The organism is Legionella pelazae (assembly GCF_052527395.1).
The window spans coordinates 124,035-149,828 of the sequence record NZ_JBNVZS010000002.1; the positions used below are offsets into that span (position 1 = coordinate 124,035).

Here is a 25,794-nt window from a genome sequence, read left to right on the forward strand (position 1 = left end):
GTGCTAAAGGTCATAGTGCTTTAGCTGTTAGCAGTCATCGGTTTGGTACTTGCCTACGTGATTCTCGTTGAAAGAGCCGATAAGCAAATGCAGGTACTATCACAAAGATTGTTAACTAATAAGACGTTCGTTTAGCAGATGCAAGTCAAATTGCTACAATTATTGGTAAAAATAAAGGAACTTAGCAATAAACAACAGGAACGATTTCTAGACAGAAGCTATTGATATAATTAGATGTCCCTCGCGTCCCACAGTACAAAATAGGTTGAGGGGCGCTATAACTCAATGCTGGTGCGGGTTGCCCACAAGCCCCCTTTGTCCCTCGAATTTTTTACCTCCCACAAAAGATCTAATAACTTTTATAATTAGAAGGCTAAATTTTCCCACATGTAAGCCAGTTTAAATAAGGAAGGTAATATGGAAATTAGTAATCAAAGTGAATTAATTAAATCTGTAGAAAAAGTAAGTGAAATTTTACAAGATATACAAAACTATTGTAGGAAAGAGCAAATTTCGGAGGCAAAAATCAAATTTCCAAGAGGCTTTTTACGAACCTGCAATAATATAAGAAATGAGTTTAATTTTATTTCAGAATCACATTTAAAAAGCAATATAGCTTACACAATCCAACTGTCAGATAGCATAAGATGGTTGTTAATAAGAACTGATATAGCAGGTACGGCAAAATCTATGCTTATCAAATTATATATTGTTCTAATAGGGGCAGTTATTGAAAGCTGCACTAAAAATTATTTAAAAGGTAAATGTGGTAAGTGTTTCAGCAAAAGAAATGAGTTTCTTTATAAAAAGGGGATTATAAGTAAAAAATTAATGGAGGATCTTAATTATGTATGGACGTTAAGAAGTAACATTCACTTAATGGACATAACATCAAGTGAATATGAAAATGATTATTCAATCAGCACTTTAAATCGATGTGTTAGAGCTTTTTTTGAGATCAGGGATATACTTAATACAAAACCAGAAATTAGAACAAAATAATACTATCAAGATGTCTATCATTTAAGAGTAAGTTAGGTGACCTACGTTATAATTATATGATTTGAACTGACGTAGCTCTACCATCTCTTTTATCGATAAATGGAGAGAAAGAAACTTTTGAGCCCTTTTTAATATTTGCTTGTATTTCATCTCTAATTTTGTAAATTACATCTTCAACTTCTTTAAAATCTCCTACATGTGAGTAGTATCGTTTTCCATCTTTCCCGAGTATTTCGATTCCAGTTATATTTCCTTTAGAGTTTTTGTGAATAAATTGAATTTCACCTTCCAAACATTTTAACTGATTCATATATACCTCCCTGTTTTATTGTACAAAAAAAGTGCATTTTCTTTTATTATAGTTTTTCTTTTAAGAGAGATAAAATGAAGGTGCAATTAATCTGTCTACATTGCGTCTACATGACTTTTTTGAATTTTTCTGAATCTCACGTAACTACTTGATTTTATTGGTGGGCCCACTAGGACTTGAACCTAGGACCAACGGATTATGAGTCCGCTGCTCTGACCAACTGAGCTATGGGCCCGGAGGAAGGTGTATTGTAATCTTAAATTTAAAAGAAAACCATAATAATTTTATATTAAATTGTTAAAAAAAGTATACGCTGGTTAGCCTTTTTGTAAGTTCTTTTAAGCCTAACCAGCGTAGGGCGATGATTAATCATCGTCTCCTTCTAAGAAGCTACGAAGCTTCTCTGAGCGAGAAGGATGGCGTAGTTTTCTTAAAGCTTTTGCCTCAATTTGACGAATCCGTTCACGAGTTACATCAAATTGTTTACCCACTTCTTCAAGCGTGTGATCGGTATTCATCTCTATACCAAAACGCATGCGCAAGACTTTTGCTTCGCGAGGGGTAAGTGTTTCTAAGATTTCTAGGGTTGCTTCTCGAAGCCCTTCTGCTGTTGCCATATCAATGGGTGAGTCAATATTATTGTCTTCAATAAAGTCACCTAAATGAGAATCGTCATCATCACCTACCGGTGTTTCCATAGAGATTGGCTCTTTAGCAATTTTTAGGACTTTGCGAATTTTATCTTCGCTTAAATCCATTTTTTCAGCTAATTCTTCAGGTGTGGCTTCTCTACCTGTTTCTTGCAGAATTTGACGAGAGATTCGATTAAGTTTATTAATCGTTTCTATCATATGCACAGGAATTCGAATAGTGCGCGCTTGGTCTGCAATCGAACGGGTAATGGCTTGGCGAATCCACCATGTTGCATAGGTTGAGAATTTATACCCACGACGATATTCAAATTTATCGACCGCCTTCATTAAGCCAATATTACCTTCTTGAATGAGATCTAAGAATTGTAAGCCTCGGTTGGTGTATTTTTTAGCAATAGAAATGACAAGTCTTAAATTCGCTTCGACCATTTCTTTCTTAGCACGTCTGGCTTTTGCTTCGCCAATAGACATTTTCTTGTTAATGTCTTTGATTTCGCTAATAGTTAGACCAAATTCTTCTTCAAATGAAGCAAGTTTTGCTTGGATATGCTTTATCTCATCTTGATATTCTTCAATCCGGGTTAAATCTAATTTTTTGCCATGTTTAGCAATGATTGTATCAAGCCATTTTGGATCAGTTTCTTGACCTGGGAATGTATCGATAAAGAGTTTGCGTGGAATGCGTGCACGTTCAATACACAGGCGCATGATATTACGCTCAAACTCACGAATATGATTCCGCAGTTGGCGAAAATGTCGAGTTAGCTTATCGACTTGTCGTGAGGTTAATTTAAGCTTTAGGAAGGATTCAGACATTGCTTCAAGCAAATCCACCGTCTCCGGATCATGACGTCCTTTCGCTCGTAAAGCAAGCATAGCTTTATCATAAGCTTCACGTAATTCATCAAAATAAATTTTTGCTTGCTCAGGATTAGGGCCATCATCTGCATCTGTAATGCTGCCACCTTCGCCATCCTCATCTTCATCGACCTCCTCTAAGGCAACTTCATCGAGCAAATCATTTTCAGCTTGGACCTCATCTAGCATAGAACCAATGCTTGAAGCAGGCGCTTCTTCATCGCTATCTGAAAAACCACTGATAATTTCACTCAAGCGCATTTCTTCACGCAATACACTGTCATAATCATCTAAGACTAATTGGACGGTTTCAGGGTAGTGAGCGAGTGACTTAAGGACTTGATAAATTCCCTCTTCAATTCGCTTAGCAATTCGGATTTCACCTTCACGAGTTAATAACTCGACGGTGCCCATTTCGCGCATGTACATACGAACAGGATCGGTCGTGCGGCCTGTTTCTTTATCGACAGAAGCGAGAACAGCTGCTGCTTCTTCAACATCTTCAGGTACTTCTTCCGTGTTACCTAAAAGAGCTAATTCATCATCGCTGGGAGGCGTTTCAAATACTTTAATATTCATGCCTTCTAGCATGCTAATGATGACATCAAAATGCTCAGTATCAACAATATTAGGTAATAGGTCATTAATTTGGGCATAAGTTAAGTAGTTTTGTTCTCTACCCAAACTAATCACTTTAGTGATTTGGGAGCGTTGTTGCTCTTGTTCGTTTGTAGTCATAGGCAATATCGGTCAGATGAGTAATTAAATATAAAAAAAGTTTTTGATTATAAACCTGCAGCTTCAAACTTGCCAGTAAAAAATTGTATTATTTTTTATCAGTTGCTGTTTGATGCCGTTGTTGTAACAACTTTTGCAAGAGTAATCTTTCTGTTTCAGTTAAGCCTTGTTTTCTAGATTTTGCAATATATTCATTAATTTTATGCTCTAAATTTTGTTTTTGCATAAAGTTAAGTATATCAACAAATTCAGTAATAAGTGCATTTTCTGCTATTTCAAGTTCCCAACTTGCTAATTTATTAAATGAATCGAAAAAAGATGTATTACGCCATTGTTCAATTAGTGTAGCAGTATTTGTATTAGGATTAGCAGCAATTTGCTTAATTAATTGTTGCAGTAATTGCTGCTCGCCTGTGTCTAGCGTTGCTAAGTTAATAGAATCCTTGCAAGCAGAATAAATTTCTGGATGCTGTAATAATAGGGCGATTGCTAGGCGCAGTGGTGAGCGATGAACAGGTGTATTAAGCTTAGGTGAAGGTATTGATTCACTTGTTAATAGTTGGCTTAAGCGATGATTCTCTATCCGAGTACGCAAAGCGAGCTCATCTAATAGTAATTGTTTGTAAGTACTTTCTGGTATAACTGATAAAAAGGGCTTAGCTTCACTAATTAATTGGCTTCTGCCAGCCACACTTTGCATATCAATTTTTTGAGCTAACGTATCAAAAAAATATTGGCTAAGGGGAATGGCATGGCCTAGATGCTCTAAGAATTTCTCTTTACCCTCAGTGCGTACTAAGCTATCTGGATCATGGCCTTCTGGTAGAAAAACGAAGCGCGCGTCAAGATTATTATCTAGAAAAGGTAAGCTATTTTCTAATGCCCGCCAGGCAGCTTGCCTGCCAGCTTCATCACCATCAAAACAGAATATTACTTGTTTAGTATGTTTACTTAATAATTGAATATGATAGCTACTTGCTGCTGTTCCTAAGGCTGCAACAGCATTGATAATACCGAATTGAGCCAGTGCAATAACATCTAAATAACCTTCAACTATTAAAATAGTACTTATAGTCGCTTTTTGCTGTAAAACTTGGTGCAAGCCATATAATTCACGATTTTTTTGAAAAATAATGGTTTCAGGTGAGTTTAAATATTTAGGTTTTTGTTCTTTATCGATTGCTCTGCCGCCAAAACCAATGATTCGTCCGTTTCTATCGTGAATAGGAAACATAATGCGATGTCGGTAGCGATCATAAGTTTTGCCATCATCTTTTTTAACTAGCATTCCCGTGGTAATCAAATCAGCTTTGTAATCTTTAAATTCGTTTTCTAGTGTATGCCAGCCTGAAAGGGCATAACCTAGTTGAAAATGTTTGGCCATCTCGCCTGTCAAGCCGCGGCTGCGTAAGTAATTAATAACTTCATTAGGCGCGCTTTTTAATGATTTTTGATAGTATTGATTAACTTTAGCTAAAAGTTGATATAGACTTAAAGACTGCTGGATTTTTTCTTGGTTTTGTTCACGTGGAATCTGCATGCCTAATCGTGAAGCCAACGTTTCAACAGCGTCAATAAAACCCTGGCTTAAATAACTCATCACAAAACTAATTGCATTTCCACTCGCACCACAACCAAAGCAATGGTAAAACTGTTTCTTAGCGACAACATTAAATGAAGGCGTTTTTTCGTTGTGAAATGGGCAACAAGCAGTATAGCTATTACCCCTTTTTTTTAAAGGGACATAGCTATCAATTAATTCTACTAAATCAGTACGATGAAGTAATTCATCAAGAAAAGGTCGCGGTATTAAGCCGGACATAAAATGGTTAGCTCAACCTAGCCTTTATTAGGGCGCTCACTTTACTCATATCAGCACGGCCCTGAAGAGATGGCTTAAGTGAATTCATCACTCTGCCCATATCGCTAATATGTTTTGCATCATGTTTGGCAATGGCCTCATCAATCAAAGAATTAATTTCTGCCTCCGATAAGGGTTCAGGCAAGTATTTAGAGATAACGCCGAGCTCATATTGCTCTTGAGCGACTAAATCTTCACGACCTGCACTATTAAATTGAGAAATCGATTCTTTTCGCTGCTTAGCAAGTTTATCTAAGATGACAAGCATACGATCATCGGTAACATGGATGCGCTCATCGACTTCAACTTGTTTAATTGCAGCTGTAATTAAGCGTAGCGTACCAACCAGTTTCTGATCTTTAGCACGCATGGCTTCTTTGAGGTCATTATTAATGCGATCTTTAATCGACATATTATTTTCGTCTGCGCTTAGCATTACGTTGATTAGACACGTCACGTGCTATTTTCTTTAAATGACGTTTAACAGCTGCTGCTTGTTTACGTTTACGCTCAGCAGTGGGTTTTTCATAAAATTCACGACGACGTAATTCAGTCAAAATTCCTGCTTTTTCGCAAGAGCGTTTAAAACGACGCAATGCGTATTCTGGATTTTCACCTTCTTTCACACGAACGGTGGGCATTAATTAGTCCTCTGGTATAATTAAACACAATAAGCTGGCAATTCTAGTGCCACTTGTTAAACTCGTCAAGTTATTGTTAGATTGCGAGTGCTTTTTGCAAATTTAAGCTTAAATTTTAGCAATATAATCAATGAAAGATTAAAATTATAAGCTTAGCAGATAAAGTATCGATCATTATAGCGTATTTAATTAGTTATTAGTAGAGGTAGAAATGCGAGTATTAGGAATTGAATCATCCTGTGATGAAACAGGTATTGCTATTTATGATTCAGAAAAAGGATTAGTTGCCCATGCCTTATACTCGCAAATTAAAATGCATCAGCAATACGGCGGTGTTGTACCTGAATTGGCATCACGTGATCATATTAAGTGGCTTATTCCCTTAATTAACCAGGCATTAGCAGAAGCAAATTTAAAGAAAAGTGATTTAGATGCTATTGCTTATACGGCAGGTCCAGGGTTAGTAGGGGCGCTGTTAGTAGGAGCATGCTTTGCTAAAAGCTTGGCATTTAGTCTAAGTATACCTGCTATTGCGGTTCATCATTTAGAAGCTCATTTATTAGCAGCTTTATTAGAAACAAATGCATTACATTTCCCCTTTTTAGTATTACTCGTTTCCGGTGGCCATACGCAATTAATTGAAGCAAAAAGCTTAGGTAATTATCAATTATTAGGTGATACTTTAGATGACGCTGTGGGCGAGGCATTCGATAAAATAGCTAAGCTGATGGGTATTCCTTATCCAGGTGGTGCCCTACTTGCAAGTCTAGCTGATGATTTTGCTCTCAAAGAATTAACACCTGATTTTCCGTCATTTCCGCGACCGATGACAGACAGGCCAGGTCTTGATTTTAGTTTTAGTGGCTTAAAAACACATGCTTTAACCGTTTGGCGAAAAAGCAAGCAAGACGAGCAAGCACGAGCAGCAATAGCCTTTGCTTTCCAACAGGCTATTGTAGATACTTTAATTATTAAATGTAGTCGAGCCGTTAAACAAACAAATTTGCAGCAATTAGTAGTAGCTGGAGGAGTTGGTGCAAATCGTACGTTGCGTACAGCACTAACAACGTTGATGAAAGATAATGAAGGAGAAGTTTTTTTTCCTCGCATTGAGTATTGCACAGATAATGGTGCAATGGTTGCCTTCGCTGGTAGCTTACATTTAGAGCAGGGTAAACGCGATTTAAGTTTAGCAATCAATGTACAAGCACGTTGGCCACTAACCTAGAACTTGTCTTCAAAGTAGACTGGCATTGTTGCGTGGATAAGTTTTAGAGTTAATTATAACCAAAAGTAATCCTATGTCATCCCCGCGCAGGCGGGGATCTATTCATCAATTAGCACTGAAGTTAATTTGTAGATAGATTCCCGCCTGCGCGGGAAAGACATTCATTATCTACGCAACAATGCCAAGTAGACTTTGTAGACAGATTCTTAAAAACTTTACAAGTAGCTAAGACGGTTGATTATCACTCTTTTTCCTCTTTTTTTTCGGGGTTTCTACTGTTTCAGGCGTAGTAGGATCAGTGATAATCGGTTGCTCAGCAGCACTTGGGGGCTCTGACGCTATATCCTCTTGCTGATCTGCGGTTGCATAGATGGGTTCTTCTGTTGTCTCAGTAGCAGATACATCTTTTGCAACTGTATCTGCTATTTTTTCTTCTTCCTCAAAAGCCTGATTAACTTGCTCATCAATGACAATATCATCAGTAACATCACTAAAGCGGTATTGAGAAAAGTTTAATTTAGGTTCTTCTCTATCAATTAAACGATTAATGTTATTACGATGCTTATATAAAATAAAAAGAGTCATAAAAAATAATGGCAGAAAAACGTCAACACTACCAAAGCCTAAAATACTGTAAAGTGGCGCAAATATAAGTGCAATAATTGAAGCTAAAGAAGCGTAACCTGTGAAATTAGCAACAATAAGCCAAATTACGATGGTTGCAATACCGGTAACAAAACTTAACCCTAATAATCCACCTAATGCGGTAGCCACACCTTTTCCACCTTGAAATTTAAAAAATACAGGGTACATATGTCCTAACACTACGGCAAGGCAAGTAAAGCTTGTTATTATAGGGCCTAGACCTAAAGATCTAGCTAAAATAACAGGAATAAATCCTTTAAGCATATCACCGACTAATACCAAGGCTGCATATTTTTTACCAGCAAGACGCAAAACATTGGTCGCTCCAGGATTTAAAGAGCCTTCTAACCGAGGATCAGGAAGAGAGAAAATCCGACTCACAATAATAGCTGAGCAAAGAGAACCACAAATATAGCCAAAAATTACAAAGATTATAAAAAATAAAAAGCTTAGCATCATGCCTCCAAGCAATGATCATTTGATTTAATAGGTCTTATTCTAACAAGTTAATCTATAAACGCTGCAAGAAAAAATAATCTTTTAAGCTCAAACGAAAGAAGGGTGTTATTATCTGTGAAAGTTGCTTATTTGTGAAGTAAGATAAGTAAGCTAACCTAAATTCGACATAAAAGAATGTCTTTTATGTCGAATTTATTTATTTTTGCTTTGGATCCCGCACAAATGCTACGCATTTTACGGGATAACGTTCGTTTAGCACCACAAAAGAGACTTCGCCCCTTTTATAGCGAACTCACGTTAATTTATAAGCTTAAGTTGGTAAAAAAAATGCTTGTAGATTATTGGTGTAACGTCGACCTAGCTCACTTACTTGCCAATAATGATCTTTTAATATAATTAAACCTTTGTCTTGAGCTTCTTGTAATTTGGCTACTAGAGCGCTAAAAGGAAGGCCTGTTCTCTCAGTGAGAAGATTATTAGGAATAGGCTGTTGTAAGCGAGTGGCATTTAACATAAATTCAAATAACAATGTATCTGGCATGACTTTTTCTTTACCTGCTAGGAATACTTTATCAGAATCTAGATAATCTTTAGGTTGGCGATATTTCTGTGTACGATATACAGTGGACTCTAAATTAAGGGTCAATTTGCCATGTGCGCCAGCGCCAATCCCATAATAGTCGCCAAATAGCCAATAATTAAGATTATGGCGTGCCATTTTGTTATTTCTGCTAAAAGCAGATATTTCATAACGGATTAAACCTTGCTCATTAAGTAGCTGAAATCCTGTTTGTTCTAATTCCTCATTAATCTCTTCGTTAGGTAAATTAGGCTGTTTTTTATAAAAAACAGTATTAGGCTCTATAGTCAACTGATACCAAGAAAGGTGCTCTGGTTGATAATTAAAAGCTTGCTGCAAATCATTAAGTCCTTGCTCTACCGTTTGATTTGGCAAACCATACATTAAATCAATATTGATGTTTTCAAATCCTGCAAGTCTTGCCGCTTCAATGGCAAGGTGGCCTTGTTTATCATTATGGATTCGCCCAAGGGTGCGTAAATGATTGGGATTAAAACTTTGAATCCCAAGTGATAAGCGATTGATGCCTATCTGTCTATAAGCTTGAAATCGTTTTTGTTCTACTGTTCCTGGATTTGCTTCCAAAGTAATTTCAATATCTGGGGCAAAGGATAAGTATAATTGCAGTTGTTCAAATAATTCCTGATAAGAGTCTGCGGAAAATAGACTAGGTGTACCGCCACCAATAAAAATAGAAATTATTTCTCGTTTAGGGAAGAGAGTTAAGTCATTTTTTAAATCAGCGATTAATGCATTAATATAATTTTTTTCAGGTAAAATTTCCGGACTTTTATGGGAATTAAAATCACAATAAGGACATTTACGAACACACCATGGAATATGAATATAGAGCGAAGTAGGTAACATCATTTACAGGATACTGGCTTGTTAAACGTTGCAATAGTATCATGAGTCGCAATAACTATCCTAGTTGTGACTTAAGATTAGAATTAATTTTACAAAAAGAGAAAAAGTGACAGTAGAAAAAAGACAGAAACCTATTTGTAAAAAGAAAACAGTAATTGCTAAAACTAAATTATTTACAATTGAGCAATTACAATTACACTTTTCAAATGGTGAAGAACGTATTTATGAACGTGTTGGCGGCCACAGTAACGCAGGAGCAGTTTTAGTAGTTGCTGTCACTGCTAACCATAGTCTCCTGTTAGTACGCGAATATGGAGCGGGTGTTGATGATTATACGCTTGCTTTTCCTAAAGGAATTATTGAGCCTGGTGAGCAAGCTATAGTGGCGGCTAATCGAGAATTACAAGAAGAAGTTGGTTTTGCAGCAAAAGAACTCTACTGGCTAAAGTCAATGGCTTTATCACCTGGCTATTTTACATCCCATACTGAATTAGTATTAGCTCGTGATCTTTATTTAAGTTCACTACCAGGTGATGAGCCTGAACCTATTGAAGTGGTGGAATGGCCGCTAGCAGAATATGGCGAATTACTAAACCACCCATCTTTTTCAGAAGCGCGCAGTATTGCTGCGCTATTTTTAGTTAAACAATGGTTAGAAAGGAAAAACAATGACTAATCGAGTTAAAGTTGCCATAACTGGCGGCGCTGGCCAAATTGGCTATGCTTTATTATTTCGTATTGCCTCAGGTCAAATGTTTGGGCCTAATACTGAAGTTGAATTGCAATTACTTGAACTGGAGCAAGCACTGCCAGCGTTAAATGGGGTAGCAATGGAACTTGATGACTGCGCTTTTCCCTTATTAAAGCGTATTGTTTGCACCTCAGATTTAAATGAAGCAATGAACGATGTTAATTGGGCTTTATTAGTGGGATCAGTACCTCGTAAGCAAGGTATGGAACGCTCAGATTTACTCCAAATAAATGGCGGTATTTTTACTAAACAGGGTCAAGCAATTAATGATTATGCTGCTGATGATGTTCGTGTATTTGTAGTAGGTAATCCCTGTAATACAAATTGCTTAATTGCTATGCATCACGCTAAAGATATTCCTAATGATCGTTTTTTCGCTATGACTACGCTAGATGAGTTAAGGGCAAAAACCCAATTAGCTAAACGTGCTAATGTCGATATTACATCAGTAACCAATATGACTATTTGGGGTAATCACTCCTCAACACAATATCCTGATTTTTATAATGCTAAAATCAATGGTCAGTCAGCAGCAGTTGTAATCAATGACGAAACATGGTTAAAAGAAACATTTGTTTCTACTGTGCAACAGCGTGGCGCTGCTATCCTTAAAGCACGCGGTCTTTCTTCAGCGGCTTCTGCTGCCAATGCTGTGATTGAAGGCGTAAAACATCTAATTAATGATACGAATACCAATGATTCTTACTCTATGTGTCGCAGTTCGCAAGGTGAATATGGCGTGGATGAAAATTTAATTTTTTCTTTTCCATGCCGCACAGAGCAAGGAAAATCAACGGTAGTTCAAGGGCTAGAGCATAATGATTATGGCCGCAGTAAATTTGAAGCAACGTTAAATGAGCTACGCGAAGAAAGAGAAATGGTAAAATCATTAGGTTTATTGGATTAAATAGCCTTTAGAACGTAAAGCTAGGTTTTATCGCCTAGCTTATATCTCTTAGCTTATAAATAATCTTTCTGAAAATAGAAAGTATCACCAGCAGCAAAACACTAACAGACTTATACCAACTTTTTAGAGCATATTCTTGATGAAGAGATTAATATTAACTAATATCTCTTTCGAATGTTAATTTTCTTTGATTAATTTGCACTTAAAGCCTAATTTTGTAACTTTCCCAGCTGAGACAATCCATCGTTTCGTATCTTCTTGAATCGCCCCAACCCCTTTAGTAATTATAGGTTTAAAGCAAATATCCTTATTAATAAACCAGGCTTGCTTTTCTAATGAGTTAGGATGACTAGCTTCTAGAATCAAGAATGTCTCATTTCTTAGGGCTTCCCACTTAACATTTTGTCTGGCTTCCAAGAAAGTTGCTATTTCTTTCATGGTATACCATTTAAAAGTATTATTCTTTTGCAACTGTTTTGTTAGCTGAAGCCACTTACTAATAGAATCTAGATAGTTCTTCGCTTTACTAGGATGAAAGAATATAAATTGTACCACATGCTTTTGAGCCACAAATTTAGTTGTATCAATTAACCAATTCGTAACGACTGTTGATGAAATTTTATTTTGAAAAAATTCAGAAAAAGTAATATACCTGCCAAGTGGCGTGGCTGGAAATGTCCATAATTTATTTTGCTTGGTTTTATATAATTCTTGTAGAGGAGAACCTCCAGAGTTCCCATAATTATAAGCTACTTTGAAATTTAATTGTTCAAGGATATCTGTAACCCAATCCGGTTGATAACCTGTTGGGTGACTATATTCAACTATATTTTGATCATAGAATTTGCTTAAAATTTGCTGACTATCAGTAATATAATTTCTAAAAATAGTTTTTTTAATTAAATTAGTTTCTAAACGATCCGACTTTTCTGGTGATATTCCATAGATTCCCAAAGAATAACCAGCAGATTTGAAAAATTTAATCCAATCTTGCAGCATTTTATTTCCTTTTGGGTCTAATCTTTTTTCCTTGCTTACTGTTCCATCATACCCCTCGATACCTATTGATACGGTATAAGGGCCTTGATTAAAGAGACCAGTTTTTTCTAAAAGCCAAAGGCTGTATAAATCGGCTAGAGAAGCCAGTTGGATATTTAAAACCATACCACCGACGCCATTTGGAGTACTTGCTAAAATTGGCAGGTGGAGCATCTCAGAAACAAAATAGTGTAAAAAGATATTAAGCGGCATACTGTCTCTATGTAGCCATAAAAAAGTTAAAGGAAGGTTTACAAATAATACTTCACCATTTCCATAAGATCTTCGTCCAGCAATTAAGTTATCGTTTGGGGTTTTTAGTAGGACTTGAATATTGTTCGATTTTTTGTTTGAACTGAACCAAGAGTAAATTAATGGTCCGTAACCATAATTTGATATCATTTGGAAAGATTGGCTTTCACCGCCATTTACCAGGTTATTAAAGGGTATAAATTTTCCTGGTTGAATACCGAGCTTTAACAAATTTTCTTTAGTATTACCAATCTCGCTTGATTGTATTGTAAAGCGGCCTAATTTTTCATATAACGCATAGTCGACACCAACTAAATCAGAAAAGGGAGCCTTATCCTTAAAAAATACATTTCCCTGTGTTAAAGTACCTGCGTCGTAAATTAACATAAGTTTACCGCCATTTTTTACATATTTTTTTAGATGATTTACAAGCGGGACAGGGACGGTTTTATGTATCTCGTCTGCCAAGATAATACCTGCGAAAGAAGTTGGCTTTAATGAAGGCCTTAAAAAATCATCATCACGTAAAATTTTTAAGTGTATACCCTGTTGAATCGCAATATTTTTCCAAGCCTTAATAAGTAAGCTATTTTCTTCATATTGATTAGGTATTAATAGGACTATATAGTCAGACTTATTTTTTTCCTGAAAAACATTCTTTAAATAAACATAAACCACTATTAAGAAACATAAGGCAAAAATAAATATCAGGATTTTTATAGCCTGTTTTGATTTTAATTTCTCTAAGAAAGCTCTATTTTTAGACATTAAATTTTCCAAAATTTTAAACTATAATCCTAACTGATTGATAATTATCCCTATATCAGCCTTATACCTAAGTTTCGTCTAGTATTGATATTTCTTAGCAAAATCTGTTCCAAGAAAAGAGAGAAATAGTATAGCAATCTTAGAAGATTTGTATAATTGATTTTATCATGAAACTTATTACCTATCTTGACAAGGGTCAGAAGAAACCAGTTCTATCCTTGCTGAAGGCGATACCATTATTTTTTTTATCACGTCATTAATGCTTTTTTATCAGTGTATCCTTTTTCTCATTTAAAAGCTGGATTACGTATGAAAAATATGGAAAATGCATTTCTAAGGAAAATATTTAAATTTGTAACCTTCTTCTTTGGTCAGTTTAAATTTTGCTCTAATAAATTTTACAAGAAAACATTGATTCAAGAAAAATCTCTGAAAATACAATTTACCTCGCAGGAAACTCAGTAATTACCACCTTACTTCACACTGCGAGGTTAAATATACTTGTTTAATCTAAATCTAGATGACTTAAAACGCTTGATAGTAACAGTACATTATAGGGATAGCTTTAAACCTCTGGAGGAAATTTGCCAGGTCATCTGAAAGCTGCCGATAACATGCCTGATAGGTAAATACCGTATTTCATGTATTCAAATCTAAATGTGCAAATGCTAGTATGGAAGATACTTTCCAATCATTCACGAATCATTTTATCTAGATCCGATAACTATAGATTCTTTATTTCTGTTGTGAAAAAGTTTTATTTAATCCTGGCAGATTTCGATGTTAACCAAGAAGAGGCCCAACATTAGGAAAGCCCTCTTGATAATAAGAGAGAAAAAACTAAGCGAGTTGAAGTACTTACAGCAGGTAGTGCAAAGCTGGTAGAATTGAAAGCTAATAAAATCTATGGAGAGTTTAACCCTACTAAATAATCAAAAATATATAATTTCATAGAGAAACAATCCATTTAAGATGGAAATGCTAACAAAATGCACAAATCATTAAAGATGACGTAAATTTTAAAATATAATTTAAAGCATTTTTAAATATTTGTATAGGAATTAATTATCATTCACTTTAATCGAACAATATTAAAATGTATAAAAATACTACTTATTTAAAAGGACATTTACTTAGGAGACTTATTCATGCTTTTTCTCTGCTAACTCCTTATTTATATTATTGGCATGGAGAAGCAATTGCTAACCTTTTTTTTCTAAGTAGGGAACAGTTAGTCAGTCTTTTCGTGGGGATCGCTATTACTTTCGAATTGCTAAGATTTACAGGGAACTTTAATGTCTATGGACAGCGAGATTATGAGAAGAGAACTATTTCAGGTGGGATGTGGTTAATTTTTTCAAATGGATTAGTATTGCTTACAGCTCCAAATATAGGGGTTAAAGGAGCGGCCATAGGCGCTCCCATTATTTGGTCGGCTTGCTTGTGTGACATTATAATGGGTGAACTCAGAATTTTTCAGTTTCAACAAAAGAATATCTTTGCAGTTGGCATAATAATTAGTTCATATGTATGGATATTTTCTGCACTTTTTTTAGGTGCAGTATGGTGGTTTTTACCTTTTTTAATACCTGCTGTAGTTATTGCAGAATTAATTAACCAGCCCGGTTTAGACGATAATTTTACTATGTTATTTTTCCCACTGGTAATAGCTTTTTTCTTTATGCCTTGGGTATAAAAATCTGGATTTTTACTCTTATAAAAAGGCTTCCTGGATATGGCCATGAATACCTAATGAATGTAAAAGGATTCTATACTGTTACGCATTCACGTTAAAATATCCTCCTCTCTTCGCTAAAAGAAGTCCAGTAAATAAACAGCCCTGACTTACAACAACTTTATCTGCAACCACACTGGTAGAATCTTGTTGGGTTCCGATAATACAGTCTTTACCAAATGTAATTTTTCCATAAGTAATTATGGGACCTTGAATCTTACAATTATTGCCAATAAAAATATTACCTTCACAAATAACTGACCCATCAATTACAACATTATTATTAATATGTAACTCCTTATAAACTTTAATATTGCCTGTCACATGCGCGTTTTCCTCAATTTGTAATGAATTTTTCATAATATAATGTTTCTTTACCTGACTGTTTTGGGCGATGACTAAACTTTTCTTGGAAATTAATCTCTCTATGTTATTAAAATCATAATTATCAAAACTTATCTCAGGTATAGCCTGTGCGTCAGTTACATTGCCAAATTGAATAAGTGGGGCCATCAAACATTGAAATGTTGCACTTCCAATAAATTCAATTTTATTTAAAGATTGCGCATAGAAAGACAAGTCACAATTTTTACTTATGTAAATATCTGAACCGCTATATATAAAGTTTTTTATCTGCGATTCTTCTCCCAAATGAATATCTTTTTTAGCATAAAGATCATAAATAATATTTTTTTTACCTATATGGATTGAATCTAGAGCAAAAATTTTATCTTCATTAAAAATTTGAGGAGGGGTAACGATCGGTTTGCAGAATAAAATTAATTTTTTTGTTTTTTCGTCTTCTAAATCTGTTGCCTTTAAATTGATATCTTGTGAGCTTGCTATAACATAATATTCAGTTCCATCAGCTAGTTTTCCCTTCTCTTCCTTGTCTTCTTTTATACAAGAGCTAATCATCGCATTGAAATTTGAATCAATGTAATGTTCAAATTGTCTTTTATAGTATGAAACTATACTGCGATCTTCGAAATTGAAAAAAAAAGATCCAGCATCAGTCTTTTTTTGCCATTCATAGATAGCAGGTATAAAAGGTATTATAAAGAGAGTCAGGCAAATAAAAATAATTATTAAGATCCACATAATATTAAAATCCGATGTTTTATGAAAAAAACTAATCCTTCATGTATTTCAGAAGTCTTGGCTCTATGCTTAGAGCAAAACCGTAAAACGCTATTAAGATAAAGATATCTATTAAGAGACCAAAAAATATGTATAAAACACTCATATAAAGCAAAGAGAATTTATGAATAATGTAGGCGCTTAATAAATTTTGAAATGGGCCAAAAATAATAAAATATATTAGAACAATAGCGGTCATTACTATTTTTCTTATAAATTTATAACCAAAGAGGTAATAGGTTAAAGCAAATATCCAGGGTATAAAAAAGAGTAAAGATAGAATTTGCATCATTCCAACTCTTGTGTATATCTCAATGTCATAAGGAAAGTAAGCTGGACTGATATAAAAGTATAATAATGAAGTAGCGAGAACAAATAGAAAAGCTCTAAATAAATATTTCAGGGGAGTAAAAGGCTCTGATATTAGAAATGACAATAAAAATAAAACTAATATCAGAACGAGAGTAAAAAACCAAAGTATAGCACTAGGCGATCCAGCACTAAGAGTAATTGAAGGTAGTATAAAATCGAAATTAAAAAGCGTATATTTTGTATATAATACAGAATTTGCAAAGCCTAATTCATTAAGAAAAAAATCAAATACTATGCCCCAAAAAGCAGTGATATATGGAAGTAAATATAAAGTAATGCCATTAAACAGGAGAGGGAGAAAAAGAAAAATCAAGACTTTAAAATTAAAGTCTTGATTATGAAAAGCCCTGAAGGGAAAAAATATACTGATCCTTTTCTTGTTGTCATCCATATTAAAAATCTCTAAAAATGCCAAACGCTACATCATATCGCTCGTAATATTTGTTCTTGTAATAGATACCTACTGCATTAAAACCCCAATTTTTTGATATCCATTTACGCCAGGTGAGACTATATGAGCGACTGCCAAAATTAAAAATAGTAAAATTATTCCCCAACATGGTATCGGCTTGTCCCAATATAGGAAAGCCTTCCCCCAATGAAGAATAGGCTTCTCTCCCAAAACTATGTTTAAAGGTAAGATAATATTCTTTATCCCTGCCATAGGTTATTGCAATATATTGTGAGCGCGATTTTAAATTAAACGGCGTACTACGGTTAAAATTAATTCCGGCCTCAATAATCCAAGGCGAGTCAAAATAATAAATAACGCCTGGATTAAACACTCTAGTTTTTGCACCCGAGCGCCAAAAATACCAACGCGCGCCAAAATAGGTTATTAAGTTTCTGCTTTCTAACCATTTTTTATAGACTGTAGCCCCAGGTTGTACTCTGGCGAAAAGGTCGCTTCGATCACTAAATCCCGCAGATATTCTTCCATACCATCTTGGATCAAAATCATGAGTCTCTGCTAACCCAAAAAAATTACCAGATTGGAAAAACTGCTCTTTGTGAACTGTTTCAGCGAAAAGGCTATCATGCTCACCTATTTGAATAGAGCCTCTAGCATATTGGGACCTCATATTATCAAACCCATCAGTTAAAGTTCCATGTTGATGACCAGCCTCTATATAGCCCCTCCTTCCATAGACATACGTTCCTTCAGCTGATGGCTGTATAGGTGCTGGTTTAGTACTCACTGGTCCTGGTGGCCCAGGAGGTCCAGGTGGCCCAGGTGGTCCAGGTGGTCCAGGTGGTCCAGGTGGCGCTTTAGTAGGCTCTGGTAGTCCTTTAGCCCCAGGAGGTCCTGGTGGCCCTGGAGGTCCCGGCGGCCCAGGTGGCCCTTTAGGTCCTGGTAATCCTTTAGCTCCAGGAACTCCTGGCTGCCCTTTAGGTCCTGGTGGTCCTGGTGGCCCTTTAGGTCCGGGCGGTCCTGGTGGCCCTGGAGGTCCAGGTGGCCCTTTAGGTCCTGGTAGTCCTTTAGCCCCAGGAGCTCCTGGTGGCCCTTTAGGTCCGGGTGGTCCGGGTGGCCCTTTAGGTCCTGGTGGGCCTGGTGGGCCGGGTGGCCCTTTAGGCCCGGGCGGTCCTGGTGGGCCTGGTGGGCCTTTTGGTTCCGATGATGTTTTGAGCAGCTCATCCAAATTCTTAGGCGCTGAAGGTGGTTTAATGCGCATTAAGGGACTTTGCTCTACTTGAGCGCCATCCTCTTTTAAATCAAGTAATTCATTAAGTTCAATATCTTGATTATCTTTAGACTCGGTTACTGTTAAATCTTCAGATTCTTGTTTTGGCTTTGTCTCAGAAACATCTGCTTTTTCCTGAGCTCTTATTGATTGAGTGTAAAGAAAGTTAACTATAAAGCTATAGCTAACAAGGGTTAAGAAACTAACAGCAAGCAAGCGCAATAATTTTTTAGGCAATTTCATTATGATTTCTTTTTATTTTTACTGTAATTATGTTCTGTTCGCACCCAAACAATATCTTTCTTAAATAGATCAACCGTAATTTGTTTAATAAATACTTTTGTTAATACAATTAGGCTCACAAAGAAATTAAAATAACTGAATGGCAAAAGGCGCATACGGTTAGCTCTAATGTTTCTAAGGTTATCTAAAAATATGCCTGTCGATATTTCGTGGAAAATTGTAAAGTTACCAGCGCCACTGAAAGAAATTATAATTAAAAAGCCTAGAATAGTACTTGCACCAGGAACAATATCCAGATAGTAAGCCAGGATAAATAAAAGCCAACCAATAAATAATAAAGGAGATACTAAATAAAGAAATAATAAAAGAAGCCCATCTAATCTCTGAACTAAAGTTAAATTACGACCAAAAATAGTTTTTAAGAAATGATGTGCCAAAACCTGATTATGCCCCTTTGCCCATCTAGAGATTTGAGAAATGCGGACTGGCCATGCATCCGGAACTAATTCAAAACATTCTGCGTTGTTTTGATAAATGGTTTTCCATCCACTCTCTAGTAACCGAAAAGTTATTTCAGTATCTTCTGCCAGGAATCTTTCATCCCAACCGCCGACTTCTCTGAGAGCCTGTGTCCTGATTCCTCCAGCTGTTCCTCCATATTGAGGAACGCCTATTAAATTTTCACGTGCTTGTTGATTGACCTGATAACCGCCAGAACGCTCCATTTCTAAAAGACGAGTTAAGAGGTTTACTTCTGGATTACCTGGCATTGCACGCCCCATTACACTCCCTACTTCAGGGTCTATAAAAGGCGTAAGAATATTTTTTAAAAAGAAACGTCCTGGTTTATTATCAGCATCAAAGACTACTGTAATATCTCCTGTCACTAAATCCATAATATGTTTTAAGGCAGCTGATTTCCCTGCAGTTCCTTCAGTTCGATTAATTAAGGTAAATAAATTTGGGCATTTATCTACATAAGTTGCTACAATATCGCCTGTAGTGTCAGTTGAGCGATCATTAATAACAATAACCTGAATTTTTTCCTTTGGATAATCGGTATCTACTAAAGCCGATAATAAATATTCAATAACATTTTCTTCATTATGCGCAGGAATTAAAATGGTCACTGTTGGCCACCTACATTCCATAATTTCAGCATATAAATTACGCTGATAACCAAATAATCTATTGAAGCTGAGAGCATAATGCCTAACGGCGTAAATCCCTAAAATAAAAAGAATTAAAAAAAGAGGAATTAAAATTATTAAGCTTAATATATTATATGTATAGGGATTAATAGAGTAAGAAGTAACTGAAGGAAATTCAGTCTGACAATGCGCTATAGATGGAGCACAAAGCAAAAGAAATTTAATAGCACAGCTTATAATATCCCTATTTATCATCATCTTACTCAATTTAAAAAAACTTAAATCTTCCATTCAGTTTTGTAATGTAACATTCTCTAAATAGAAGTTACAATAGTTGCAAAAATTTTTGATTAAAGGCCAGTATAATATTCTTACTCTCGGTCTATTATTTTATTTTTTACTTTTTCTGCATCAGGACCATAAATATACCATGGTCCTTTTTCGGTTAACCTCTTGCTCAAGCCTTTACGATCCCATTCAAAACATTCCCAGGACAATTTATTAACTTTTCTTCTAAAAAATTCTGGCTTTTTAACGTTTGTACAACGACCTATATAAGCAAAGTTTCGAACACCCAAGTTCCCTAAATACTCAAATTCCTTCTCTTGCGGTTCTGGACCTATAACTAAATTGGTCTTTACCGTTTGAGCTTTGCCATTTTTTAAAGACTCTTTAAACAATGCAGCAGAGATGGATGGCAAGCCAGTAGTGTAAGATTGTATAAATCCTTCAGCTATAACAGACAATGGAGGCATATAGTAATCATAAACTAATACAGGGGGTTTAAGTGTCTTAACTTTATTCGCAGCCTTTAAAACCTCTTCAGGTTCATACGGATAACTTTTAAGAGGATATTGTACTAATTTAAAATTGTATTTTTGTATAGATCCTTTAATTAGATTTACTGGATCAGAAGCTGAATTTTCGCTATTTAACGAAACAACCGTATTAATATTAAAATTATTAATAATATACATAAAGTCTTGCAGATTAGACATCATGGGCGACATAAGAACGTTTTTATCCAGCCATATTGCACGCCCACGACTAAACTCTAATTTTTTTTCGCTAGATGATTTTGTTTTTATTGCAGTGTTTTTAAAGGGTAGATGCTTTGCTATTAATCTTTTCGCAATTAAAACTCGATCCTCGCCAAAATAACAATGTACATAGTATTTCTTTTGATCAGTTGTTCTTACAATTTTTTCTATTTCTTTGATTGCCTGATCATTCGTTGAAACCCATGGCAGCATAGGTATATGAATTAGCTCCAAATTGGCTTTCGCTGCATTTATTTTTTCCTCTTGTAGTAAATAAGGCTCAAAAGGTACAACTAAATTACTTAGAAGAGAAATGATTGTAGTATAGCGCTGTTCTTTTAATTGATACATTAACTTTAAATCAGGATATGGGCCTATCGTAAAACGGTTATTTGTTGTAATAGCATAGAAATTATTCTTATTGCCGCTTGGTGAAAACCAGTAAGATATGCTTGCAGCTGCGACACCTGTAAGAATTAACAGTAATAAGACTTTTGTTAGAATTTGTTTAGACAGCCGATACCAGTAATAAAAATTAACGGTAAGAAAAAATGTAATAATTAGATAAAGGAGGATAAAGAAAAAAGTCAAGGCAGTTTCGAAATGATAGCTCAAACCTGCTGAACGCACATGAGGCAAAATATTTTTCAATACGCCAACTAAAATAAATGTGCCCAAGGGGAAAGCTATCATTAACCCCATATATAAAAAAATCAAAATGGATTTTACATTTAACAGTAATTTTTTCATAAAAATCAACTTGATGCCAATTAAGTCAGAATCGGAAGCACGTTGACAATTCATCTCCCTAAATATTTAGAGGAATAACTTACTTAGAGAGGAAAGTTAACACTTCATAATTTTGAAAGTACAATATAATATTGTTTTAAAACTAAAAGAAAAATTAGAGCTTTTATTAAACGTATAGCGTTTATATTAAAAAGTCAAACTCTTATATTGAGTGATACTATGAACAGAAAGAATCTTTTCCTATTGCCTGTAAATTTTTTATTTTTATTTAATATCTTCATTAATACGTCAGTCTTTGCGCGCGCGCCAGAAACTACCACTCAGCCACCAAACTTAGGTCTTATTAAGCTGCAGATTTTAAATTATATTGAATCCGGAAATTATGAAAGAGATATCAGTCGAATCGTTGAGCAAGCCAGGGCTTATTTAAAAGCACGTGTTTTATCAAATAAATCAATTGTTCCGCCTAAAAAATTAGCAATAGTTTTAGATATAGATGATACTGCACTTTCAAATCTGTCTACTTTACTAAAAGTCGATTTTAGTAGAAATCAAAAATATTTTTGCCCTGGGGCTTTTGAAACTCCGGATAAAGCCATTCCTCAAGTGCTCAGTTTATACAACGAAGCGAAAAAACATGGCGTAGCAGTCTTTTTTATTTCTGGTAGAAGCACAGATGGCTTAGAATCTACAGCCGAAAGTTTAAAGAATGTCGGCTTTAATCATTGGGATGGTCTTTTTTTAATTCCCCCAGGCTATAAAAATAAAGAAGGAAAATATTCCATTAGTAGTTACAAAGAAGAAGTAAGGCAAAAAATTACCTCAGAAGGTTATGATATTGTGTTGAATTTAGGTGATCAAGACAGTGATTTTGTAGGCGGCTTTTCTGAAAAAAATTTTAAGCTTCCCAATCCTTTTTATTATACGCCTTAGAAATCACACGAGTATAAGCCATTCTAGAAATAATTTCTCACAATCTGTGTACAAATCTGACCGTTTGTGCCACTGCCAGCAGAGGGATCTAAGCTCTTACACTCTTGCAAGATATGCTAAATATGACCAGCCCAAGCGAAGAGGTATTCTATATTACGTTAAAATTACCTTCTCGTCGCTTCTTCAAATAAAAACTAATCGCTTCTGTATTATTAGTAAATAGCCACGGAATATCCCGCTGGATTTGATGATCTAAATCATATTTAGAATCGATAAAGCCAACGCCAATTTTTTGTTTAGCTTGACGTAGTAAATTTAACTTTGCGTCAAAAAATAACCAATAATGTAGTGAAACATCGCCATAACTTTCTGAAGATATATAATAATTCCACCTATTACATTAGGAACAGCTGTTAGTATAGGTAATTTCAGCATATCAGTTGCAAAATAGCGGAGGAATATATGTAAAAACATAGCGTCTGTTTATGAAAACAATCTAGTCAATGGTAAATTAACAAAGAGTACTTTTCCTCTACCAGACGATTTTTCTCTAGCAATCAATTCCTTATTTGGCGTAGTTAAAAAGAAGTTTTGCAATATAGACATTTATAGGGGTAAGGTCATGGTTAACAACCTTACCTACAAAATTTAATTAAGATAGGGTTAAATTGGACACCACAATTTCATCTTCTAATTTATATTTCCCTTGAAAAAACATGAGCTTGCTAAGGGTACTATTTCCTGATTGAAGTATAGGTAGTGTATAATGCGTTAAGCTTAAATTAAATTGCTTACTAATTTGTTCGACTAATTTCGTAAGGTAATTATTAGTAGCAATACATTTTTTGTAATAAGGAAGGCGAGATTCAAAATAAGTTTTTAGATCTTTACTAGAAACTTCGTCAAGAAATGCTAATTTTGAGGCAAATAATTTACATAAGACTTCAATTTCAAATATATAAGCATTCTCTTCTGTATTTGCTATATTTGCTGTGACATTAAAGGCATGTCCTACTTCATGAATAAGGGCGCCGATAATTTCAAGCTTAGGTTGACTTAGTAAAGTTGCTTTAACAGCAATTGTCTGATTCACTATCCAGTTTGGATGAAGTCTGCCTAAAAGCTGATAAGTATATTTGTTAATAAAGATGGCTGGATTGGTATTAACTCCTATAAAATCATTGGGTGGTTGTAATATATCGATATGGATTTTAGGTATTTGAGCGCTTACTCCATTATCGAGGCCTAGTTTACCAATTAATTGACAAACTGCTATAAGGTGGTGGATTTCTATTTTGGTAAGCATGATGAACCTCTTCGTAATTTAAAATTACGTTTACAAATGACAAAAAACTGAACAATTAAATTCAGTGATCAATGATTATTCTTCATGTATATTGATCAGTCAATAAAATTAATTGTTTTTTTCTGCTCTAAGAGATTAACAGCTTGTCTGAACTATCCTTAGCCTATCTTCTAATGCTTAAAATGCCTTGTTCCTGTAAATATCATGGCAATGTTTGCTGAGTTAGCCGCTGCGATAATTTGTTCATCGCGAATAGAACCACCTGGTTGAATAATAGCTGTGATACCCGTTTTAGCAATTAGCTCAATACTGTCTGGAAAAGGAAAAAAAGCATCAGATGCTAAGATGGCACTTCGACTAGAAAAGCCTGCTTGCTCTGCTTGCCATAATGCGATACGTGTGCTCATAACGCGACTTGTCTGACCTGCACCTATTCCAATAGTTGCTAAATCTTTGGCTAATACAATGGCGTTAGATTTAACATACTTAACAGCTTGCCAAGCAAAGAGTAAATCCTGTTTTTGTTGCTGAGTAGGAATTTTCTCTGTGACAGTAGTAAACTTGTCGATATCAATAGGAAAATTATCATGTTCTTGAACTAAAAAACCACCATCAATATGCCGCATATCAAGTTTGAATTGATCACTTACAGGTAAATTACCGATTTCTAAAACTCGAATATTGGGTTTGGTTGCGAAAATCTTTTTTGCAGCGTCACTAATAATTGGTGCAATAATCACTTCAGCAAATTGGGTTGCAAGCAAGGTGCAAGCTGTTTCTTCTTCTAGACACTGATTAAAAGCTAAAATACCACCGTAACTTGATACGGGATCAGTTTGGTAGGCTCGTTGATAAGCTTGTAATTGGCTGTCTGCTAAAGCAATACCGCAGGGATTGCCATGTTTAACAATGACACAGACTGAAGTAGTTGTTGAAAAAGCACGTGCGCAATCTAGAGCTGCATCAGCATCTAATAAGTTATTGTAAGAAAGTGCTTTACCTTGAATAACTTTAGCAAGAGCGAGGGAGCCTGGCGACGCATTTTTATCTGTATAGAAAATAGCTTGTTGGTGAGGGTTCTCCCCATAGCGAAGATCATACTGTTTGTTAAATTGACAAGTTAAAACAGTAGGAAAGCCACTAGGTGTTTTTTCATCATTTAAGGCATTAAGATAATTAGAAATAGCTGCATCATAGGCAGCAGTATGAACAAATGCTTTTTTTGCTAGGTTAAAGCGCCAGTCTTTAGGTATTTTCTTTAAATTAACATACTCCGCTAACTCCTGATAATCATGGGGGCTAACAATAACCGTAAGATAGGCGTGATTCTTAGCTGCTGCTCGAATCATTGCAGGGCCACCAATATCAATATTTTCAATTGCTTCTGAAAATTTACAATCAGGATCACTAATAACTTGCTCAAACGGATAGAGATTAACAATCAAAATATCAAAAGGGTAAATGGCATGCTGCTTTAAGATGTGTTGATCTTGTTTTCCACGTGCTAGTAAACCTGCATGAATAGCAGGATGTAAAGTTTTAACACGCCCGTCTAAGATTTCAGGGAAATGGGTGCAATCGCTAACCTCGGTAACAGGAAGACTGGCTTGACGTAGCAAAGCAGCAGTATTTCCTGTAGCAACTAATTCAACATTATGCTTATGAAGTGTAGTAGCTATTTCAATTAATCCATTTTTATTTGAAACACTTAATAACGCTCTTTTAGGGCTAAAAGGGAGCATGTACTTCTCCAATTATGTAATTTTTAATATAGCCTTGTCCGCTAAGCTTTATACAGCGTTGCAAGTTCGCTCGGCTCTAAGTCATGTATTTCCTATACACTCCTTCGCCTCAGTCACTTGCGCCTTATCTAAAGATTAGTAG

General features: G+C 35.3%; 21 protein-coding genes and 1 tRNA gene. 6 read left to right on the plus strand and 16 right to left on the minus strand.

The features are described 5' to 3' along the window. Positions 1-417 precede the first annotated feature (417 nt). The gene (locus ACQUW5_RS02910; protein WP_444989714.1) at positions 418-1,002 is read left to right on the plus strand and encodes a hypothetical protein; all 585 of its coding nucleotides are present in this window, start codon (positions 418-420) and stop codon (positions 1,000-1,002) included. A 52-nt stretch (positions 1,003-1,054) separates the two neighbouring features. Here ACQUW5_RS02910 and ACQUW5_RS02915 read toward each other — a convergent pair whose 3' ends face one another. The 6 genes from ACQUW5_RS02915 to rpsU form a co-directional block, all read right to left on the minus strand. Further along, positions 1,055-1,312 carry a hypothetical protein gene (locus ACQUW5_RS02915; RefSeq protein WP_444989715.1) on the minus strand — a complete coding sequence of 86 codons (258 nt, stop codon included), beginning with the start codon at positions 1,310-1,312 and terminating at the stop codon, positions 1,055-1,057. Positions 1,313-1,470: 158 nt separating this feature from the next. Beyond that, positions 1,471-1,547 (minus strand) — tRNA-Ile (locus ACQUW5_RS02920). Positions 1,548-1,677: 130 nt separating this feature from the next. Next, a complete protein-coding gene (rpoD, locus tag ACQUW5_RS02925; RefSeq protein WP_444989716.1) occupies positions 1,678-3,561 on the minus strand; it encodes an RNA polymerase sigma factor RpoD in 1,884 nt (627 codons plus the stop codon). Positions 3,562-3,649: 88 nt separating this feature from the next. Further along, positions 3,650-5,383, minus strand: coding sequence for a DNA primase (gene dnaG, locus ACQUW5_RS02930; RefSeq protein WP_444989717.1), 1,734 nt, complete (start codon positions 5,381-5,383; stop codon positions 3,650-3,652). A gap of 7 nt (positions 5,384-5,390) precedes the next feature. Continuing rightward, positions 5,391-5,834, minus strand: a complete 444-nt coding sequence (locus ACQUW5_RS02935; RefSeq protein WP_444989718.1) for a GatB/YqeY domain-containing protein — start codon at positions 5,832-5,834, stop codon at positions 5,391-5,393. Between the two features lies 1 nt (position 5,835). Then, complete coding sequence (gene rpsU / locus ACQUW5_RS02940; protein WP_115330206.1) at positions 5,836-6,063, minus strand: 30S ribosomal protein S21; 228 nt, start codon at positions 6,061-6,063, stop codon at positions 5,836-5,838. A 211-nt stretch (positions 6,064-6,274) separates the two neighbouring features. Here rpsU and tsaD point away from each other — a divergent pair, with 211 nt between their 5' ends. After that, positions 6,275-7,291, plus strand: a complete 1,017-nt coding sequence (gene tsaD, locus ACQUW5_RS02945; protein WP_444989719.1) for a tRNA (adenosine(37)-N6)-threonylcarbamoyltransferase complex transferase subunit TsaD — start codon at positions 6,275-6,277, stop codon at positions 7,289-7,291. 225 nt (positions 7,292-7,516) lie between these two features. Here the strand turns inward: tsaD and plsY are convergent, their stop codons facing one another. Together plsY and hemW are read right to left on the minus strand one after the other, a co-directional pair. Continuing rightward, positions 7,517-8,395: a glycerol-3-phosphate 1-O-acyltransferase PlsY gene (gene plsY / locus ACQUW5_RS02950; protein ID WP_444989720.1), complete on the minus strand. Its 879-nt coding sequence runs from the start codon at positions 8,393-8,395 to the stop codon at positions 7,517-7,519. Between the two features lie 310 nt (positions 8,396-8,705). Further along, positions 8,706-9,842: a radical SAM family heme chaperone HemW gene (hemW, locus tag ACQUW5_RS02955; protein WP_444990020.1), complete on the minus strand. Its 1,137-nt coding sequence runs from the start codon at positions 9,840-9,842 to the stop codon at positions 8,706-8,708. Between the two features lie 106 nt (positions 9,843-9,948). Between hemW and nudE the strand changes: the two genes are divergently transcribed. Both nudE and ACQUW5_RS02965 read left to right on the plus strand, forming a co-directional pair. Continuing rightward, on the plus strand, positions 9,949-10,518 hold the full coding sequence (nudE, locus tag ACQUW5_RS02960; RefSeq protein ID WP_444989721.1) for an ADP compounds hydrolase NudE: 570 nt from the start codon (positions 9,949-9,951) through the stop codon (positions 10,516-10,518). Continuing rightward, entirely contained in the window at positions 10,511-11,500 is a 990-nt protein-coding gene (locus tag ACQUW5_RS02965) for a malate dehydrogenase (RefSeq protein WP_444989722.1), read from the plus strand. The genes nudE and ACQUW5_RS02965 overlap by 8 nt, the downstream gene beginning before the upstream one ends. 177 nt (positions 11,501-11,677) lie before the next feature. Here ACQUW5_RS02965 and ACQUW5_RS02970 read toward each other — a convergent pair whose 3' ends face one another. Continuing rightward, positions 11,678-13,570 (minus strand): polysaccharide deacetylase family protein, encoded by a 1,893-nt coding sequence (locus ACQUW5_RS02970; RefSeq protein WP_444989723.1) that lies wholly within the window; start codon positions 13,568-13,570, stop codon positions 11,678-11,680. A 1,084-nt stretch (positions 13,571-14,654) separates the two neighbouring features. On the opposite strand from ACQUW5_RS02970, the gene ACQUW5_RS02975 reads away from it, so the two are divergent. Next, positions 14,655-15,254 carry a hypothetical protein gene (locus ACQUW5_RS02975; protein WP_444989724.1) on the plus strand — a complete coding sequence of 200 codons (600 nt, stop codon included), beginning with the start codon at positions 14,655-14,657 and terminating at the stop codon, positions 15,252-15,254. 81 nt (positions 15,255-15,335) lie between these two features. On the opposite strand, the gene ACQUW5_RS02980 is transcribed toward ACQUW5_RS02975, so the two are convergent. The 5 genes from ACQUW5_RS02980 to ACQUW5_RS03000 all read right to left on the minus strand — a co-directional run bounded on the left by ACQUW5_RS02980 (position 15,336) and on the right by ACQUW5_RS03000 (position 21,671). Beyond that, positions 15,336-16,394: a glucose-1-phosphate adenylyltransferase gene (locus tag ACQUW5_RS02980; protein WP_444989725.1), complete on the minus strand. Its 1,059-nt coding sequence runs from the start codon at positions 16,392-16,394 to the stop codon at positions 15,336-15,338. Between the two features lie 31 nt (positions 16,395-16,425). Further along, positions 16,426-17,196 (minus strand): hypothetical protein, encoded by a 771-nt coding sequence (locus ACQUW5_RS02985; RefSeq protein ID WP_444989726.1) that lies wholly within the window; start codon positions 17,194-17,196, stop codon positions 16,426-16,428. Position 17,197: 1 nt separating this feature from the next. Further along, the gene (locus ACQUW5_RS02990; protein ID WP_444989727.1) at positions 17,198-18,730 is read right to left on the minus strand and encodes a YaiO family outer membrane beta-barrel protein; all 1,533 of its coding nucleotides are present in this window, start codon (positions 18,728-18,730) and stop codon (positions 17,198-17,200) included. Continuing rightward, a complete protein-coding gene (locus ACQUW5_RS02995) occupies positions 18,730-20,139 on the minus strand; it encodes a glycosyltransferase family 2 protein (RefSeq protein WP_444989728.1) in 1,410 nt (469 codons plus the stop codon). Before ACQUW5_RS02995 ends, ACQUW5_RS02990 begins: the two co-directional genes overlap by 1 nt. A gap of 113 nt (positions 20,140-20,252) precedes the next feature. Next, positions 20,253-21,671, minus strand: a complete 1,419-nt coding sequence (locus ACQUW5_RS03000) for a protein-tyrosine phosphatase family protein (RefSeq protein WP_444989729.1) — start codon at positions 21,669-21,671, stop codon at positions 20,253-20,255. 219 nt (positions 21,672-21,890) lie between these two features. On the opposite strand from ACQUW5_RS03000, the gene ACQUW5_RS03005 reads away from it, so the two are divergent. After that, positions 21,891-22,604 (plus strand): HAD family acid phosphatase, encoded by a 714-nt coding sequence (locus tag ACQUW5_RS03005; protein WP_444989730.1) that lies wholly within the window; start codon positions 21,891-21,893, stop codon positions 22,602-22,604. A 652-nt stretch (positions 22,605-23,256) separates the two neighbouring features. Here the strand turns inward: ACQUW5_RS03005 and ACQUW5_RS03010 are convergent. Together ACQUW5_RS03010 and purH are read right to left on the minus strand one after the other, a co-directional pair. After that, the gene (locus tag ACQUW5_RS03010; RefSeq protein WP_444989731.1) at positions 23,257-23,910 is read right to left on the minus strand and encodes a hypothetical protein; all 654 of its coding nucleotides are present in this window, start codon (positions 23,908-23,910) and stop codon (positions 23,257-23,259) included. 170 nt (positions 23,911-24,080) lie between these two features. Further along, positions 24,081-25,652, minus strand: a complete 1,572-nt coding sequence (purH, locus tag ACQUW5_RS03015; RefSeq protein WP_444989732.1) for a bifunctional phosphoribosylaminoimidazolecarboxamide formyltransferase/IMP cyclohydrolase — start codon at positions 25,650-25,652, stop codon at positions 24,081-24,083. Positions 25,653-25,794: the final 142 nt, after the last annotated feature.